Genomic DNA, 16,023 nt, shown 5'->3' on the forward strand with positions numbered 1-16,023 from the left:
CTGATTATGTTTATCAACTGAATGCGGAGTATCCGAACATGCCAAAAATGAAAACCAAAAGTGGTGCTGCTAAGCGGTTTCTGAAAACTGCTAACGGTATCAAGCACAAGCACGCTTTCAAGAGCCACATCCTGACCAAAATGTCGACCAAGCGTAAGCGTCAACTGCGCGGTAGCAGCTTGCTGCATCCGTCTGACGTGGCAAAAGTCGAGCGCATGCTGCGCCTTCGTTAATTTTAGTCAAGAATAGAGGAAGTAACTCATGGCTCGTGTAAAGCGTGGCGTCATTGCCCGTAAGCGTCACAAAAAAATTCTGAAACTTGCTAAAGGCTACTACGGCGCACGCTCCCGCGTATTCCGTGTTGCCAAGCAAGCGGTAATCAAGGCAGGCCAATACGCCTACCGTGACCGTCGTCAGAAAAAACGTCAGTTCCGCGCTCTGTGGATCGCTCGTATCAACGCTGGTGCTCGTGTTAACGGTCTGTCCTACAGCCGTTTCATTGCTGGCCTGAAAAAAGCGTCCATCGAGATCGACCGTAAGGTTCTGGCTGATCTGGCAGTGAACGAAAAAGCGGCGTTTGCTGCGATTGTCGAGAAAGCTAAAGCCACCTTGGCTTAAGTACCCCCGACAGTCACCCGGCCTCACCTCTGTGGGGTCAGGTGTTAAACGTCATAAATAGGGGAAGAGCCTTCAAGCTCTTCCCCTATTTTGTATCTGGAGTCTGTACATGGAAAACCTGGATGCGCTGGTCTCTCAAGCACTAGAGGCTGTGCAAAGCGCTGAAGATATCAATGCCCTGGAGCAAATCCGGGTTCAATACCTTGGCAAAAAAGGTGAATTGACTCAGGTGATGAAGACCCTGGGGAATTTGCCGGCAGAAGAGCGTCCGCAAGTCGGCGCCCTGATCAATGTTGCCAAGGAACGTGTCACAGGCGTTCTCAATGCGCGCATGGCTCTGTTTGAAGAAGCCGAACTGGCTGCCAAACTGTCTGCCGAATCCATTGACGTGACGTTGCCGGGCCGTGGCCAGACCTCCGGCGGTCTGCATCCGGTGACCCGGACTCTGGAACGAGTCGAGCAGTTCTTCACCCGCATCGGCTACGGCATCGCCGAAGGCCCTGAGGTCGAAGACGACTATCACAACTTCGAAGCGCTCAACATCCCAGGCCACCACCCGGCCCGGTCGATGCATGACACTTTCTATTTCAATGCGAACATGTTGCTGCGCACCCATACCTCGCCGGTACAGGTCCGCACCATGGAGTCCAAGCAACCGCCGATCCGCATCGTCTGCCCAGGCCGTGTGTATCGCAGCGACTCCGATATCACCCACTCGCCGATGTTCCACCAGGTCGAAGGCCTGCTGGTCGATCGCGATATCAATTTCGCCGATCTCAAAGGCACCATCGAAGAATTCCTGCGGGTGTTCTTCGAGAAAGAGCTGGCCGTACGTTTCCGTCCTTCTTACTTCCCGTTCACCGAGCCATCCGCTGAAGTCGATATGGAATGCGTGATGTGCAGCGGTAAAGGCTGCCGCGTCTGCAAGCAGACCGGCTGGCTGGAAGTCATGGGCTGCGGCATGGTCCACCCGAACGTGCTGCGCATGTCCGGCATCGATCCGGAAGAGTTCTCCGGTTTCGCTTTCGGTATGGGTGTCGAACGTCTGGCCATGCTCCGTTACGGCGTGAACGACTTACGTCTGTTCTTCGACAACGACTTGCGGTTCCTCGCGCAATTTCGCTAGTCGTAACGAATTCTTAGGAGAGCAGGATGAAATTCAGTGAACAATGGCTGCGTGGCTGGGTTAGCCCGCAGGTAGGTCGCGACGAGCTGGTTGCTCGTCTGTCGATGGCGGGTCTGGAGGTCGATAGCGTGACCCCGGCCGCCGGTGTATTCAGCGGCGTGGTCGTGGGCGAGGTGCTGAGCACCGAGCAACACCCAGACGCCGATAAGCTGCGTGTATGCCAGGTCAGCAATGGCGCGGAGACCTTCCAGGTCGTGTGCGGTGCGCCGAACGTGCGTCCGGGCCTGAAGATTCCGTTCGCCATGATCGGCGCCGAGCTGCCAGGCGACTTCAAGATCAAGAAGGCCAAGCTGCGCGGCGTCGAGTCCAACGGCATGTTGTGTTCGCAAGCCGAGCTGCAGATTGGTGAAGGCAACGACGGGCTGATGGAACTGCCGGCCGATGCGCCGGTGGGCGAAGATTTCCGTGTGTATCTGGATCTGGAAGACGCCAGCATCGAGGTCGACCTGACCCCGAACCGTGGCGACTGCCTGTCGCTGGCCGGCCTGGCCCGTGAAGTCGGCGCGCTGTACGCCGCTCCGGTTACCCGTCCGGTGGTCATGGCGATTCCGGCTGTGCACGACGAAGTGCGTCCGGTAGACGTGCTGGCGCCTGCCGCTTGCCCGCGTTACCTGGGGCGTGTCATCCGTAACGTTGACCTGTCCAGGCCGACCCCGTTGTGGATGGTTGAACGACTGCGTCGCGCCGAAGTGCGCAGTATCGACGCTGCCGTCGACATCACCAATTACGTGATGCTCGAGCTGGGTCAGCCGCTGCACGCGTTCGATCTCGCCGAAATCAATGGCGGCATCCGCGTGCGTATGGCGGAAGAGGGTGAGAAGTTGGTGCTGCTCGACGGTCAGGAAGTCAGTCTGCGTAGCGATACGCTGGTGATTGCCGACCATACCCGCGCTCTGGCGATTGCCGGCGTAATGGGGGGCGAACACAGCGGTGTGTCCGCGACTACGCGCGACGTTTTCCTGGAAAGTGCGTTCTTCGACCAGATTGCTGTGGCTGGCAAGGCTCGCTCCTACGGCCTGCACACCGACGCTTCGCATCGTTATGAGCGTGGTGTGGACTGGCAACTGGCCCGTGAAGCCATGGAGCGCGCCACTGGCCTGCTGCTGGAAATCACCGGTGGTGAAGCCGGCCCGATCATCGAGACCGTCAGCGAACAGCACCTGCCGTCGATCGCGCCGATCACCCTGCGTGCGCAGCGCATCACCCAGATGCTGGGGATGGAAATGGATTCGGCTCAGGTGGAGCGTCTGCTCAGCGCCTTGGGTCTGAAGATTTCCGCTGACGGTGCAGGGCAGTGGTGCGTAGAAGTGCCAAGTCACCGCTTCGACATCAGTCTGGAAGTCGATCTGATCGAAGAGCTGGCGCGTCTGTACGGCTACAACCGTCTGCCGGTTCGTTACCCTCAAGCGCGTCTGGCGCCGCAAGCCAAGGCTGAAGCACGCAGCGAGTTGCCTGAGTTGCGTCGTCTGCTGGTTGCCCGTGGTTATCAGGAAGCGATCACTTACAGCTTCATCGATCCCAAGCAGTTCGAACTGTTCAACCCGGGCGTTGAGCCGTTGCTGCTGGCCAATCCGATTTCCAATGACATGGCTGCCATGCGCTCGTCGCTGTGGCCGGGCCTGGTCAAGGCGTTGCAGCACAACCTGAATCGTCAACAGGATCGCGTGCGTCTGTTCGAAAGCGGTCTGCGCTTCGTCGGTCAGCTGGAAGGTCTGAAGCAAGAGCCGATGCTGTCGGGTGTTGTTTGCGGCAGCCGTCTGCCGGAAGGCTGGGCGCAAGGTCGCGACAGCATCGATTTCTTCGATGTGAAAGCTGACGTTGAGGCGGTGCTGGGTTATGCCGGTGCGCTGGATGCCTTCACTTTCACTCCGGGCAAACATCCGGCGCTGCACCCGGGTCAAACCGCGCGCATTGAACGTGATGGGCGTGAAGTCGGCTTCATCGGTGCGATTCACCCCGAACTGTCCAAAGCCTTGGGCCTGGATCGTCCGGTATTCGTCTTCGAGCTGGTTTTGGCTGAAGTCGCTTCCGGAAAAATGCCGCAATTCCACGAGTTGTCGCGCTTTCCTGAAGTGCGTCGTGACCTTGCACTGATCGCGCACAAAGACGTCGCGGCCTCGGCTGTACTCGACGTAATCCGTGAAAATGCAGGCGAATGGCTCACGGATCTCAGGCTGTTTGACGTGTATCAGGGTAAAGGCATTGATCCTGATAGAAAAAGCCTTGCAGTTGGCTTGACCTGGCAGCATCCATCGCGCACTCTTAATGACGATGAGGTGAATTCGACGACGCAAAATATCCTCACCTCGCTCGAACAAAGGTTGAACGCCACGTTAAGGAAGTGACGTATGGGGGCTTTGACGAAAGCTGAGATGGCGGAACGTCTGTATGAAGAGCTGGGCCTGAACAAGCGGGAAGCCAAGGAATTGGTCGAACTGTTTTTCGAGGAAATCAGGCACGCTCTTGAAGACAACGAGCAGGTCAAATTGTCCGGTTTCGGCAATTTCGACCTTCGGGACAAACGCCAGCGGCCTGGCCGCAACCCGAAAACGGGGGAAGAAATCCCGATCACGGCTCGCCGTGTGGTCACCTTTCGTCCAGGGCAGAAGTTGAAGGCCCGAGTTGAGGCTTATGCTGGAACCAAGTCATAACGACGAACTACCCGTCATCCCGGGCAAACGCTACTTCACCATTGGTGAAGTAAGCGAGCTGTGTGCGGTAAAACCACACGTGCTGCGCTACTGGGAGCAGGAGTTTCCTCAGCTCAACCCCGTCAAACGCCGCGGAAACCGCCGGTATTATCAGCGCCAGGACGTGCTGATGATCCGGCAGATCCGAGCGCTCCTTTACGATCAGGGGTTCACCATCGGCGGCGCGCGCCTGCGTTTGTCCGGCGATGAAGCCAAAGACGACACCACCCAATACAAGCAAATGATCCGCCAGATGATCGCTGAGCTTGAAGATGTGCTGGTGGTACTCAAGAAATAAAAAGCTGCGTTTGAATACTTCCAGTTTTCAAAAGCTTGCGCTATATTCTTGAGCGCTCTTCGAGACGAAGGGCAGGTTTCAAACCAGTCGGGGCGTAGCGCAGTCCGGTAGCGCACTAGCATGGGGTGCTAGGGGTCGAGTGTTCGAATCACTCCGTCCCGACCATATAATTCAATGACTTAGCCGCTTTCGAGCGGCTTTGTTGTTTCTGCCATAGTGACTTTCCGAGTGACCTTGGCCTTTTCTTCACGCTTCCCTCCTTTTCAGAATCGTCAGCGCTGGTGCGCGCGAGTCGGTTGCTGATACCTTATTTGCCGCCGCAATGAGCTGATCCAACTCCGCTGCTGAGTAGTGGCTGGTGATGCTCCCGTTTCCACAGCGCGCACTGGGCTGCGAGCGGCGAAGAGTGGCGTCAACAACGACATCACCGAACTCAATGCCGTAACCAAGGCTCTCACGGTCGCACAGGGGGGCGTGTCGAAAGGCTACATGAGGGGCTGAATTTCACTTGGGTTTCCGGCACCCAGCTCGGCATTTCGCCGGGAGCCGCCTACATCCCGGCGCTTGGTCGGCCGCTTGAAGTCGCAAACACACTTAATATCAGCATCGCCAGCGGGAGCCTGGCGGCGGACACCTTTTACTACCTTTACCTCTATAACAATGCCGGAACGCCGGCTCTCGAACTCAGCTCAACGATTGCCGATCCCTACAACGGGGGAACCGCGCGGCAAAAGTCAGGAGATCCAACCCGGCGATTCCTCTTTTCAGTTCGAAGCGGCCCGGGCGGCAACATCCTGAAGACCGTGCAGAACGGCGATTTGCTGGAGTACCGGAATACCACCAACGCCTCCCCTTACCGGATCGTCGCGGGCAACGGCTCGGTCACCCCGTACACGGTCTACCTGATCTCCATCGTCCCGCCGATCGCCAAGAGTGCCTTGGTCAGTTGCCACAATGTCACGGCTGGCACTGGCGGGCCGACGCTCTGGATCACCGACTACGAATTCCAGTACATGCTGGTAAGAGGGATCGACAGTTCAATGCGGCAACTGCTCAGGCTCCCGTTGGTGAACCTGAGCTTTGTGTTTTTCTTCGCGGCTGCCGGGGGCAGCGCGAACTTTGACATTGTCGGCTACAGCGCGGAGCGATGACTGATATGGAAGGTTTTGTAATTACCGAAAGCTTCTGGGCGCCTTACACCGAAGGTCGTGGAGTGCTGCAGGGGGAAACATTTGTTGAGCAAATTCCTAGGTGGTTGATTGATAACCTAGTAAAGATCGAAAAAGATCGAGAAAACAGAAGTGAACTCTCTGCGCGCATGGAAGCCGCCAGCAGTGTCATTCAGCCTTTGCAGGACGATTTTGATATCGAAGAGATAACCGATGAGAACTTGGTTAAACTTAAGGTTTGGAAGAAGTACCGTAGTGCACTTGGTAAAACTCCGGAGCGAATGGGCTGGCCAGAACAGCCAGACTGGCCATTAACTCCGGTGGATTAATAAAGTTATGCGGTTGCTCCCATAATTTTATCGGATGCTGTCCTGCCGCGAGCAATGAAGCGTTTTTCAAGTAATCTATAGGATAGATCCGCTAGGAGCGCGCAAAGGATCGATGATAGAACGGCAACCATGATGATATCCCCACCATTAAGCTCTCGGTCGTAGATCGACTGTAGGGAGTGCGAAACGAGCCTGAAACCTATTCCATGAATGAGATAAAGGGAATAAGAGCGTGAGGCAATCCAAAGAACAACTGGATTGTTCTTAATAGATGAGGAAAAAAATCCCTTGTCGTAGGACGCTAGCCAGACGATTACACCGCAGACGACTGCGATGAGGCCGGTGTGAAATGAGGCAATTGTACCAAGCCCCATTGCAGGTATTGATGCGACCAGTGCAGAGGCGATGATTATTCTTGCGGGAGCAAATTTCATGAAAGTTGGTGCGAGCTTTTTCATAACTGGGGCGTCGTAGGCCAGCGCAACTATGACCCCCCAGAGAATTGCGTCAGTCCTGACATACCAAAGAGCTGAGCCAATTTCACGCTGTAGCGGAAACTGTAGGGCGATGGCCGCCAAGCAGAAGGCAATGCGGTGGCGTTTTATAAAGAAGAAAACAATCGGTAGCGCAATGTAGAATTGTTCTTCAAGAGATAGAGACCAATATTTTCCATTTATTCCGCATTCTGAAAATCCATGAGAGCAATAATAGGCAAACCAATTTTGCACGTAGAATATTTGTGCGATAGTCTCTTTGGTGTTCGCGGAAACTGTTTTGAAATAACCAAATTGGTAAAGTGTGGCAGCAAGAAATATACTGGTGAAAAGCCAGAACCATGAGGCTGGTATTAGTCTGAAAAATCTTCTTACCCAAAAGGCTTTAATTCCTGACCAATACTCATTATTGTTGGAAGTTGAAAGCTGGTCTCGGATGCTTTTTGTTATCACGAATCCAGAAACGGCGAAAAATATGTCAACGCCTGGCCAGAAGCTCACGTAGGTATTCAAAATTTTTAATGAGTTTGGCATTGCTGGAAGTAGAAATGGTAGATGGGCGATGATTACAAAAAGTATTCCTATAGCCCTTAATACTTCTAATTCGTTATTTTTTTTCATTTCGGGATTCGCAAAATAAACAAGCGTTAAAAAAGTAAAAATAAGCGCGGGATTGTATCAGTGAATGCCCTGAGCGCGCAGGGTGGCCTGTTACGCCTGACTGGCCACCGCTACCAGAGGTTGGTTTAACCTAGAGAAGGGCTATACCGCCTCAGCGGAGGAGGCTGGATTGGCTGTTTTTGCTTGGCGCCTGATGACATTCCTCACCGGCTCCAACCATTTGTTTGCTGACCAAGCCAAGCCGTAGGAAAGAAGCAGTATTGGGATGATGGATACAGCAACGAGGCTCAGTCCTCGACGCTGCCCATCCAACACCAGATAGCTCATTATGAAACCGACGACTCGGTGCAGTAGGAACATCGGGTAGGCAAGGTCACCAAGCAACTTTCCTGAATGCTTGAAAGTCTTTTGTAGACTGGAGTTCGCGACGCAGTAAATAAAACTTGTCATGCAAATTAGGTTTATATAAAAAAACAGGTTGAAGCTCTTGAAGGCGAGACCAGAGAATAAGCCGCAGGCAAGAAGGTTTGCTACCCCGATCAGAACAGATGCGCCAGCAATTGTGTGGAGCAGGGTGGGAGTCATTTTTTTTGCGAAGTCTTTGAAGAAATAAATGCAAGCTCCCATTGAGAAAGGCAAAAGCGCCGCATAGAACGGGAAATAGCGTTTGGTCCAATCCATATCCATGGCAAAAGTAGCAGCATGATAGATCAGCGTCGCTCCAACCGTGATGACTGCCAGTTTTTTGCTTCTGGCAACAAATAGCCACAGTACGAAATAGTTTATTAGTTCCACGCCTACCGACCAAGCAGGCGGGATCAGCCTGAAGGAGGCGTCATAAAACTCGAATGGGAAAATGAATAGGTTGCCTACTACGTCTATGGCTCTGCCGGTATATGTCCAAGCGTTATGATATTCCTTAGCCCCAGGAATCACGACTATTGCAATAATCGTTATTAGCGCTGCAACGTAATATATGGGGAAAAGTCGGAGGAACCGATTTTTCGCAAAAGATGGTAAGTTGAAAGAGTACGCTTCATTAAGGACGACGGTCATTAGGTATCCGGAGATCAAATAGAATCCGAATACCGCAAAAATACCCCAATGTTCGAAGAATAGGCGACCTTCAGTCAGGTGCGCGACAACTACTAGCGCGGCTAGTCCAAATCGGTAGATCCCAAGCATTTTTGCATCCAAGCCGTATTTTAATCGGCGAATTGTATCGTCAGGTTTGCGCCTCAGCCATAAAAAACAATGGCCAAAAGCCGCATTCATTACCCGCCGTTGAGCGGGTATTTTTTGCCCGGAGAAAAGTGCTGCCTGTAACCGAAAAAAACCGCGACATCCTCGCCCGCACGCTGTGGGGTGAGGCTCGCGGCGAAGGAACAGCTGGCCAGATCGCCGTGGCCTGGACGATCCGCAACCGTGCGTTTGATGGAAAAGAGAAGTCATGGTGGGGCGAGAGCTACGCTGGCGTATGCCAGAAGCCGTACCAGTTCAGTTGCTGGAACAAGACCGACCCGAACGATCAGTTCCTGATCGACGTGAAGGAAATCCCGTTCCGCGAGCTGGCTCAATGCCTGATCGCTGCTGACCAGGTGATCGACGGCAAGGTGCCTGACCCTACCGGCGGCGCCACGCATTACTACGCCACCAGCATCAAGGCCCGGCCTGGGCGGCGAAGGCCAAGCAGATGCTCAAGTTGGGCGGGCACGTCTTCTTCAAGGATGTGCCGTGATGCTCGTTCCGTGGAAAGCGGTGGGCGCGCTGGCGCTGGTGCTGATCGGCGCCGGGAGCGCCTGGCAGTTTCAGGACTGGCGCTACCGTCAGCAGTTGGCCGAGCAAGCCCAGCAGCACGCGGAAACCCTCAATCAGCTGACTCAGGCCGCGGCGACCGCACAGCAGGCCGAGCAGGACAAGCGTCTGGCGCTCGAGCAGCGGCTGGCGGCCAGCGAGCAAACCCATTTCAGGAAAATGACCGATGCCCAACGTGACCAAGATCGCCTGCGCGATCGCCTTGCTACTTCTGATCTCCGGCTGTCAGTCCTCCTCGACGCAACCGATGCTGCCAAAGGCTGTGAGGTGCCAACCACCACCGGCGCCGGCGGCGTGGATCATGCAGCCGTACGAGCCCGACTTGACCCAACGCATGCTCAAAGAATTATCGCCATCACCGACACCGACACCGACACCGACACCGACACCGGCGACCGGGGACTGATTGCCCTCCAGGCGTGTCAGGCGTATGTGAAGGGGGTCAGCTCTCCAGCTCACGCAACTCCCTGAGCAGTCGCTGGTTTTCATGGAAGAGATGGTCTCTCTGGTGCGCCACGTCCGCAAATCTGCCACTTTCGCTAAGTAAATCCCCCTCGGCGTACTGAAGCTTTGCCCTGAGAGAATTTCGCTCCTGGGTGAGCGCGTCATTGTCACGAACCAAGCCTGCAATATTTTCAAGCACCCGATCGAGCTTGAGGGTGAGCGCTTCAAATTCGTTTTCGTACATCCTGAGCTGGTGACGGCAGGTTTCGAGCGAACTCGGGGTGCCGAGCAATCGTCGGTTTCTTCTATATAGAAGGGATCCACGAAGGCGCCTTGCCGTGTACTGTTTGGATACACAGTCATCGAGGCGAGTCGGTCGGGCGAGGGTGAGGCGACGAGCTGTAGGGTTTTGGATTGGTGACGGTCGGCGGGACGCCGGGGATGGTGCCAAAAAGGCTCAGTGACTTTTCGAGTGACTTTGTAAAACACAGTTGCGCACGGTTGGGCATCGTTGCAGCGAGCGCCTGGCGCGTAGCCTCTGGTTTGGCGGGCTGTAGACCAGTCCGCTTGCATGGGGTGCTAGGGGGCGAGTGTTCGAATCACTCCGTCCCGACCATTATTCCTGAGTAAAGTCAGACACTTAAGCCGATCATTTAGATCGGCTTTTTTGTGCCTGTGCAAAAAACTGCGCACAGCGCCCCGGAAGACTCACTGTTATTCTCGACTGGATTTTCATCTTCTTTGGCTCGCGCAAACGCCTGGGCGACATGTTTGCCTCGACAATTGTGATTCGTGTCAGGTGAGTCAAATGAGCCGGCGGCAGTCGCCCAGGTATTAAGGTTTCGAATCTTGCTGAATGTCCTCCGAGTCACTGGAGGTTGCGGCGTCCTTCTGCGTTTCTTGCGGTTCGGCGCCGGAGTTTGAGCCTGACGCTTCTTCGCCTTTTTTATTGGCTTTTTCCTCATTGGACTCTGAGCTTTGCGCCTGATTTGTTCCGGATGAGGCTGTCGGCGTTGCTGCCGAACTTGTCTGCGTGAAGAGCGAGCCAGTCAACAGCAGGCTTGCAAGCGTCAGGGTCGCAATCGACTTGTTCATTATCTGAGGCATCCGCGTGATGGGGGTAACCCATTGGAGGCATGAGCAGGCCTAAGGTGCTGGCCGTTGGACGAGCGGTAAAGTCACAGATACCCGGCCCAATGTAAAAGTAGAAGGATTTCTACAAAACCGACCGTAAACATTACCGCGACAAAGCGACGCGAGAACACACGATTGCTGCGCCGCCTTGATCTGAAGTCATCGTAAGCGAAGAGTGCTGCCAGGAAATCCAAAAGCTCGCTCAAGTTGTAGTGACTCTCATGGGTTAGTGTCTTACTGGTCGCAGGCAATGCGTTCGAGCTTATGAACGCATCTGCTTTCGTGCAAGCCGTGGGAGGGCATTATATTTTGCGGGATTGCAAGTCGGCCCATTCAATCCCGAAACGACTCAGGTATTTTCTCAAGCGATCTGCATCATTCGGCTGCGCCTTGGCCTGGCGCGATACGCCGAACAGTCTGCGTCCGGCATCCGACAGGCTGTCCGCTTGCCGACATACTTCAATTACCGCCTTCAATTGCAGTCGATCAAACAGGTCGAGGCTATCGGCGTCTCCCGGGAGGTCATCCGACACGCCATCCGCTTGCGCCAGACCCCACGCATAACGCAGCCGATCAATTTCTTCCCGCACTTGCGCTTCATCAATTCGCCCGCTGTCCGCCAATGTGGCCATCCGGGTAATCGACGCCGACAGTTCGCGAAAGTTGCCCAGCCATGCCGCTTCGCGAGAGCTGGCGAAGGCGAGGTAGCGCCGTCGCGCTTCGAGGTTGAAGCGCACCAGCTGGCCGTGTTCGCGAGCGTGACGTTCAAGCTCGAAATCGATGTTGGGCTCGATGTCTTCGCGGCGGCCGGCCAGGCCGGGCAAATCAAATGTCCAGAGGTTGATGCGCGCGTACAGATCTTCGCGGAACAAGCCTTCGGCGACGCGGCTGCGCAGGTCGCGGTGAGTGCCGGCGATGATCAGGAAGTCGCTATCGACCTCCTTGTCGGAACCGAGCGGAAAGAAGCGTTTTTCTTCGATCGCCTTGAGCAGCATCGCTTGTTCGTCTGCGCCCAGTTCACCGATTTCATCGAGAAACAACATGCCGCCGTCCGCAGCGCGCAGCAGACCGTCGCGGGCGTTCTGCGCGCCGGTGAAGGCGCCTTTGACGTGACCAAACAAAGCCGACATCGCGCCGTCGCCCCGCAGGGTGGCGCAGTTGACTTCAACAAACCGGCCCTGCATTTGATGGCGACTGCGTTTGAGTTCGTAGATGCGTCGGGCGAGGAACGATTTGCCGGCCCCGGTCGGGCCGATCAGCAGCATGGGCGCCTTGGAGCGCACAGCCACGCGTTCAATCTGTTCGATGGAGCGGTTGAACGCTGCGTTACGGGTGGCGATACCGGACTTCAAGAATTCCAGGCCTTCGAGGCGTTTGTTGGCGAAACGTGAGGCGATGCGGTCATAGCGCGACAGGTCGAGGTCGATCAGGGCGTGGGTGCCGGTGGCTTGTTCATCTTCGCTTTTGCGTCGGGCGGGGGAGGTCTGGATTAGGCGCGCCGGCAGATAGCGTGCTTCGGTCAGCAGAAACCAGCAAATCTGCGCGACGTGGGTGCCGGTGGTGATGTGAACCAGATAGTCCTCGTGCTCGGTATCGAAGCTGTAGGCCGTCGTGAAGTCATGCAGCGCGCCGTAGACCTCTTCGAAATCCCACGGATTGCGCAGTGCCATGGGGTGCAGGTGGACCTCGGTTTCCGGCGAGACCTGCTGGATATCGGCGCGAACCCGCTCGGCGAGGCTGATGTCGCGCGCGTCGATACCGTGAATCAGTTCCAGGCGATGGATCAGCACGTCCGGTTGCTGGCACAGGCCAACGCTCGGTCGCCAGTGGCTCCAGCGATTGGCGCCCTTGCCCACGCGATCCAGCGTGGCGCCGATAAAACCGATGGCGACGGTACGTTTGTTGGGCATGGCTATCTCAAAAGATAAATGACGATATGAAATGATAGATTTCTCATGCTGGGTTTGTCTTCGGTTCAGTTCAAAGAAACCGATAAAAAATAAAAAAGCTATATAAATCAATAAGATAAAAATTAAATTTGGCGCCTCTCAAAAACTGGCACAGGCGCTGCAATACCTATCGCAACGAACAGGACAACACAGCGAGACGCCACGATGGCCAACTTCAGACTCTTCAACACGCAATCGAAACAGCTGCCAGCCTGCGACACTTTGAATGCCTCCGGAGCCTTGGCATATGCCTACACCCCGAAGCATCAACTGGCTCAACTGGCGGTCACCGGTTGTCTGAATCAGACGTTTTACGCCAGCGCTGAAAGTCAGCTGGATCAAGTGTTGAAGCTGGTGGCTGAACTCGACAGCCGTTTCGTGGCGAAGGCTGCCGTCTACGCTCGCCAAAAGGGTCACATGAAAGACATGCCGGCATTGCTGCTGGCGGCGTTGACGGCGAACCGTTCGACGTTGGTACCTGAGGTGTTTGAACAAGTGATCGACAGCGGCAAGATGTTGCGCAACTACGTGCAGATCCTGCGCAGTGGCGCCACCGGGCGCAAATCCCTTGGTTCGCAGCCCAAACGTCTGGTGCAGAACTGGTTGAACCGCGCGACCGAACGTCAACTGCTGCAAGCGTCGATTGGCAACCAGCCATCGCTGGCTGATGTGGTGAAGATGGTTCACCCGAAACCGGCTGAGGCTTGGCGCGAAGCGTTCTTCGCCTGGCTGATTGGCAAACCGGTGGATGTGCAGGCATTGCCTGAGTTGACCCGCGATTTGCTGGCATTTCGCAGCGGTGCGAGTCACGCAGTCCCCGCAGTACCGTTTCAACTGCTCGGCAACGAAACCCTGAGCAAAGAACAATGGGCGGCGCAGGCTTGCAACATGGGCTGGCAGGGGTTGCGCATCAACCTCAACACCCTGGCGCGGCATGGCGCGTTTGAGGTTCCGGGTTGCGTCGAGTATGTGGCAGCACGACTTGCAGATGCGCAAGAAGTGGCCAAGGCGCGGGTTTATCCATACCAGTTGCTGGCGGCCTACCGGATGGTTGGCGATAACGTACCGCTGCAGATCCGCGAGGCATTGCAGGATGCACTTGAGTTGTCGCTGGCCAACGTGCCGAAGCTGGAAGGCGCGGTGGTGGTTTGCCCGGACGTATCGGGTTCAATGAGCAGCCCGGCGACCGGTTATCGTCAGGGTGCAACCACCGCAGTGCGTTGCATTGATGTGGCGGCACTGGTCGCGGCAGCGGTGTTGCGCAAACAGCCGGCGGCGCGGGTGATGCCGTTCGAAGTGAAGGTGGTGGATATCAAGCTCAACCCACGGGACAGCGTGATCAGCAATGCGGAGAAACTGGCCAAGGCCTTTGGCGGCGGCACCAACTGCTCGGCGCCATTGAAGAAACTGGCGGACAGCAAGGCCAGGGTCGATACGTTGATTCTGGTATCGGACAACGAGTCCTGGATCGACACGCGGCGCCGTGGTGCCAGTGAGACGATGCGCCAGTGGGAGCGCATCAAGCGGATCAACCCGCAGGCGCGGCTGGTGTGCATCGATATCCAGCCGGGTTATGCAACGCAGGCAGCGGACCGCGATGACATCCTGAATGTCGGCGGTTTCAGCGATGCGGTGTTCGATGTGGTCGAGCAGTTCACCAGCGGTCGTTACGGCGCGCAGCACTGGGTCGAAGCGATCGAGAAGATGCAATGAATTGATTTGTCACAGGCGCTGAATGCCGGTGGGACTACATCCAAGACGTCTCATCAAACCCTTGTCAGCGTGTGTGACGGCACGAATGCCTGATGGCTGTACATCTGAGGCCGGTTAACCCCGGTGCGCGGCGACGCGCAACAGTCATCAACTTTTGTCGTGCCACCTTATTGAAAAAGAAGGCAGCGAATGCAACAGGTACTCCATCGGAACGCGGGTTCGAATCCCGCCCCGGCAACGGGGGCTCGACTGGCAGAGCCACAGTGTCTGTTTTTTTGTCGCTGCACATGACGGAACAACGCCGAATCATCGGCCAACGAATAAAGAATAGAGAAATGAAAGCACACACTTACCAACTGCTCGAAGTCGCCAACGGCAAGCCGATCAAACTCTGGACCGAAGGCGTCCCGGTGGAAAACGAGGCCCGCGAGCAGCTGATGAACACGGCAAAGATGCCATTCATCTTCAAGCATCTGGCGGTGATGCCGGATGTGCATCTGGGCAAGGGCTCGACTATTGGCAGCGTGATTCCGACGGTGGGCGCGATCATCCCGGCGGCCGTCGGTGTGGACATCGGTTGCGGCATGATCGCCGCACGCACGTCGCTGACCGCAGCCGACCTGCCGGACAATCTGCAAGGCCTGCGCAGCGCCATCGAGCAAGCGGTGCCCCATGGCCGCAGTTCGACCCGTTCGCGGCGCGACAAGGGCGCGTGGGATGAGATTCCGCAGCAAGCCGATCAGGCTTGGGCGGGGCTTCAGCCACGTTTCAAACTGATCACCGACAAGTACCCGAAACTGGCCAACACCAACAACCGTGGGCATCTGGGCACGCTCGGCAGCGGCAACCACTTCATTGAAGTCTGCCTGGATGAAGCCAACCGGGTGTGGTTCATGTTGCACAGTGGCTCTCGCGGTGTCGGCAACGCCATTGGCAACCTGTTCATTCAGATGGCTCAGGCGGATATGCGGCAACACATTGCCAACTTGCCGGATCGTGACCTGGCGTATTTCGAAGAAGGTAGCCAGCACTTCGATGATTACGTGGAAGCGGTGAGCTGGGCGCAGGACTTCGCCAGACAGAACCGCGAATTGATGATGCGCGCGGTGATTCAGGCCACGCGCCAGATCATTCGCAAGCCGTTCGAGGTGGCGCTGGAAGCGGTCAACTGCCACCACAACTACGTGCAGAAAGAGCGGCATTTCGGCGAAGAAATCCTGGTCACCCGCAAAGGCGCGGTGTCGGCGAAGAAGGGTGAGTTGGGGATCATTCCGGGTTCGATGGGCGCCAAGAGCTTCATTGTGCGCGGCCTGGGCAACGAAGAGTCGTTCAGCTCCTGCAGCCACGGCGCCGGCCGCACCATGAGCCGAACGAAGGCAAAGAACACTTTCACCGTCGAAGACCAGATCCGCGCCACGGCGCATGTGGAGTGCCGCAAGGATGAAGCGGTGATCGACGAAATTCCGATGGCCTACAAGGACATCGACAAAGTCATGCACGCCCAGCGCGAGTTGGTGGAAGTGCTGCACACCCTGCGGCAAGTGGTGTGCGTCAAAGGATAAA

At 56.0% G+C, this 16,023-nt stretch carries 16 protein-coding genes, 2 tRNA genes and 2 pseudogenes; 14 read left to right on the forward strand and 6 right to left on the reverse strand.

The window, feature by feature from the left end; all coding sequences use genetic code 11:
- Positions 1 to 38: 38 nt before the first annotated feature.
- The 7 genes from rpmI to ACM6HV_RS19815 all read left to right on the forward strand — a co-directional run bounded on the left by rpmI (position 39) and on the right by ACM6HV_RS19815 (position 4,957).
- A complete protein-coding gene (gene rpmI / locus ACM6HV_RS19785; protein ID WP_002553160.1) occupies positions 39 to 233 on the forward strand; it encodes a 50S ribosomal protein L35 in 195 nt (64 codons plus the stop codon).
- A gap of 28 nt (positions 234 to 261) precedes the next feature.
- The gene (gene rplT, locus ACM6HV_RS19790) at positions 262 to 618 is read left to right on the forward strand and encodes a 50S ribosomal protein L20 (protein WP_002553161.1); all 357 of its coding nucleotides are present in this window, start codon (positions 262 to 264) and stop codon (positions 616 to 618) included.
- A gap of 109 nt (positions 619 to 727) precedes the next feature.
- Positions 728 to 1,744: a phenylalanine--tRNA ligase subunit alpha gene (gene pheS, locus ACM6HV_RS19795; protein WP_003226365.1), complete on the forward strand. Its 1,017-nt coding sequence runs from the start codon at positions 728 to 730 to the stop codon at positions 1,742 to 1,744.
- Between the two features lie 26 nt (positions 1,745 to 1,770).
- The gene (gene pheT / locus ACM6HV_RS19800) at positions 1,771 to 4,149 is read left to right on the forward strand and encodes a phenylalanine--tRNA ligase subunit beta (RefSeq protein ID WP_414905081.1); all 2,379 of its coding nucleotides are present in this window, start codon (positions 1,771 to 1,773) and stop codon (positions 4,147 to 4,149) included.
- 3 nt (positions 4,150 to 4,152) lie between these two features.
- Positions 4,153 to 4,455 carry an integration host factor subunit alpha gene (ihfA, locus tag ACM6HV_RS19805; protein WP_002553164.1) on the forward strand — a complete coding sequence of 101 codons (303 nt, stop codon included), beginning with the start codon at positions 4,153 to 4,155 and terminating at the stop codon, positions 4,453 to 4,455.
- Positions 4,436 to 4,792, forward strand: a complete 357-nt coding sequence (locus ACM6HV_RS19810; protein ID WP_003179985.1) for a MerR family transcriptional regulator — start codon at positions 4,436 to 4,438, stop codon at positions 4,790 to 4,792. The genes ihfA and ACM6HV_RS19810 overlap by 20 nt, the downstream gene beginning before the upstream one ends.
- Before the next feature lie 88 nt (positions 4,793 to 4,880).
- Positions 4,881 to 4,957: transfer RNA gene (locus tag ACM6HV_RS19815), tRNA-Pro, on the forward strand.
- A gap of 81 nt (positions 4,958 to 5,038) precedes the next feature.
- Here ACM6HV_RS19815 and ACM6HV_RS19820 read toward each other — a convergent pair.
- Positions 5,039 to 5,164, reverse strand: a pseudogene (locus tag ACM6HV_RS19820) (site-specific integrase); the annotation flags it as partial.
- A 431-nt stretch (positions 5,165 to 5,595) separates the two neighbouring features.
- On the opposite strand from ACM6HV_RS19820, the gene ACM6HV_RS19825 reads away from it, so the two are divergent.
- Both ACM6HV_RS19825 and ACM6HV_RS19830 read left to right on the forward strand, forming a co-directional pair.
- Complete coding sequence (locus tag ACM6HV_RS19825) at positions 5,596 to 5,943, forward strand: hypothetical protein (protein WP_414905082.1); 348 nt, start codon at positions 5,596 to 5,598, stop codon at positions 5,941 to 5,943.
- Positions 5,940 to 6,290: a tail fiber assembly protein gene (locus ACM6HV_RS19830; protein WP_414905083.1), complete on the forward strand. Its 351-nt coding sequence runs from the start codon at positions 5,940 to 5,942 to the stop codon at positions 6,288 to 6,290. Before ACM6HV_RS19825 ends, ACM6HV_RS19830 begins: the two co-directional genes overlap by 4 nt.
- Before the next feature lie 5 nt (positions 6,291 to 6,295).
- Here ACM6HV_RS19830 and ACM6HV_RS19835 read toward each other — a convergent pair whose 3' ends face one another.
- Positions 6,296 to 7,405, reverse strand: a complete 1,110-nt coding sequence (locus tag ACM6HV_RS19835) for an acyltransferase family protein (RefSeq protein WP_414905084.1) — start codon at positions 7,403 to 7,405, stop codon at positions 6,296 to 6,298.
- Positions 7,406 to 7,546: 141 nt separating this feature from the next.
- Positions 7,547 to 8,680 (reverse strand): acyltransferase family protein, encoded by a 1,134-nt coding sequence (locus ACM6HV_RS19840; protein ID WP_414905085.1) that lies wholly within the window; start codon positions 8,678 to 8,680, stop codon positions 7,547 to 7,549.
- 41 nt (positions 8,681 to 8,721) lie between these two features.
- Between ACM6HV_RS19840 and ACM6HV_RS19845 the strand changes: the two are divergent.
- Positions 8,722 to 9,143, forward strand: a pseudogene (locus ACM6HV_RS19845) (cell wall hydrolase).
- Complete coding sequence (locus tag ACM6HV_RS19850; RefSeq protein ID WP_414905086.1) at positions 9,143 to 9,691, forward strand: lysis protein; 549 nt, start codon at positions 9,143 to 9,145, stop codon at positions 9,689 to 9,691. Before ACM6HV_RS19845 ends, ACM6HV_RS19850 begins: the two are co-directional and overlap by 1 nt.
- On the opposite strand, the gene ACM6HV_RS19855 is transcribed toward ACM6HV_RS19850, so the two are convergent.
- Positions 9,663 to 9,956 carry a hypothetical protein gene (locus tag ACM6HV_RS19855; protein WP_414905087.1) on the reverse strand — a complete coding sequence of 98 codons (294 nt, stop codon included), beginning with the start codon at positions 9,954 to 9,956 and terminating at the stop codon, positions 9,663 to 9,665. The genes ACM6HV_RS19850 and ACM6HV_RS19855 overlap by 29 nt on opposite strands.
- 255 nt (positions 9,957 to 10,211) lie before the next feature.
- Between ACM6HV_RS19855 and ACM6HV_RS19860 the strand changes: the two genes are divergently transcribed.
- Positions 10,212 to 10,280, forward strand: a tRNA-Pro gene (locus ACM6HV_RS19860).
- A gap of 218 nt (positions 10,281 to 10,498) precedes the next feature.
- Here ACM6HV_RS19860 and ACM6HV_RS19865 read toward each other — a convergent pair.
- Both ACM6HV_RS19865 and rtcR read right to left on the reverse strand, forming a co-directional pair.
- Positions 10,499 to 10,759: a hypothetical protein gene (locus ACM6HV_RS19865; protein ID WP_027611570.1), complete on the reverse strand. Its 261-nt coding sequence runs from the start codon at positions 10,757 to 10,759 to the stop codon at positions 10,499 to 10,501.
- A gap of 341 nt (positions 10,760 to 11,100) precedes the next feature.
- Complete coding sequence (rtcR, locus tag ACM6HV_RS19870; RefSeq protein WP_414905088.1) at positions 11,101 to 12,708, reverse strand: RNA repair transcriptional activator RtcR; 1,608 nt, start codon at positions 12,706 to 12,708, stop codon at positions 11,101 to 11,103.
- 204 nt (positions 12,709 to 12,912) lie between these two features.
- Between rtcR and ACM6HV_RS19875 the strand changes: the two genes are divergently transcribed.
- Both ACM6HV_RS19875 and ACM6HV_RS19880 read left to right on the forward strand, forming a co-directional pair.
- The gene (locus ACM6HV_RS19875; RefSeq protein ID WP_414905089.1) at positions 12,913 to 14,460 is read left to right on the forward strand and encodes an RNA-binding protein; all 1,548 of its coding nucleotides are present in this window, start codon (positions 12,913 to 12,915) and stop codon (positions 14,458 to 14,460) included.
- A 335-nt stretch (positions 14,461 to 14,795) separates the two neighbouring features.
- A complete protein-coding gene (locus tag ACM6HV_RS19880; RefSeq protein WP_095136698.1) occupies positions 14,796 to 16,022 on the forward strand; it encodes an RtcB family protein in 1,227 nt (408 codons plus the stop codon).
- The last annotated feature ends 1 nt before the right edge of the window (position 16,023 follow it).

The sequence above is a fragment of the Pseudomonas sp. IT-P260 genome (assembly GCF_949768395.1).
GTDB lineage: Bacteria > Pseudomonadota > Gammaproteobacteria > Pseudomonadales > Pseudomonadaceae > Aquipseudomonas > Aquipseudomonas parakoreensis.

Bases quoted from the DNA above. Each gene is read 5' to 3' on its own strand.
- rpmI (WP_002553160.1), top strand. From the start codon at position 39: ATGCCAAAAATGAAAACCAAAAGTGGTGCTGCTAAGCGGTTTCTGAAA.
- rplT (WP_002553161.1), top strand. From the start codon at position 262: ATGGCTCGTGTAAAGCGTGGCGTCATTGCCCGTAAGCGTCACAAAAAA.
- pheS (WP_003226365.1), top strand. From the start codon at position 728: ATGGAAAACCTGGATGCGCTGGTCTCTCAAGCACTAGAGGCTGTGCAA.
- pheT (WP_414905081.1), top strand. From the start codon at position 1,771: ATGAAATTCAGTGAACAATGGCTGCGTGGCTGGGTTAGCCCGCAGGTA.
- ihfA (WP_002553164.1), top strand. From the start codon at position 4,153: ATGGGGGCTTTGACGAAAGCTGAGATGGCGGAACGTCTGTATGAAGAG.
- ACM6HV_RS19810 (WP_003179985.1), top strand. From the start codon at position 4,436: ATGCTGGAACCAAGTCATAACGACGAACTACCCGTCATCCCGGGCAAA.
- ACM6HV_RS19830 (WP_414905083.1), top strand. From the start codon at position 5,940: ATGACTGATATGGAAGGTTTTGTAATTACCGAAAGCTTCTGGGCGCCT.
- ACM6HV_RS19835 (WP_414905084.1), bottom strand. From the start codon at position 7,405: ATGAAAAAAAATAACGAATTAGAAGTATTAAGGGCTATAGGAATACTT.
- ACM6HV_RS19840 (WP_414905085.1), bottom strand. From the start codon at position 8,680: ATGAATGCGGCTTTTGGCCATTGTTTTTTATGGCTGAGGCGCAAACCT.
- ACM6HV_RS19850 (WP_414905086.1), top strand. From the start codon at position 9,143: ATGCTCGTTCCGTGGAAAGCGGTGGGCGCGCTGGCGCTGGTGCTGATC.
- ACM6HV_RS19865 (WP_027611570.1), bottom strand. From the start codon at position 10,759: ATGAACAAGTCGATTGCGACCCTGACGCTTGCAAGCCTGCTGTTGACT.
- rtcR (WP_414905088.1), bottom strand. From the start codon at position 12,708: ATGCCCAACAAACGTACCGTCGCCATCGGTTTTATCGGCGCCACGCTG.
- ACM6HV_RS19875 (WP_414905089.1), top strand. From the start codon at position 12,913: ATGGCCAACTTCAGACTCTTCAACACGCAATCGAAACAGCTGCCAGCC.
- ACM6HV_RS19880 (WP_095136698.1), top strand. From the start codon at position 14,796: ATGAAAGCACACACTTACCAACTGCTCGAAGTCGCCAACGGCAAGCCG.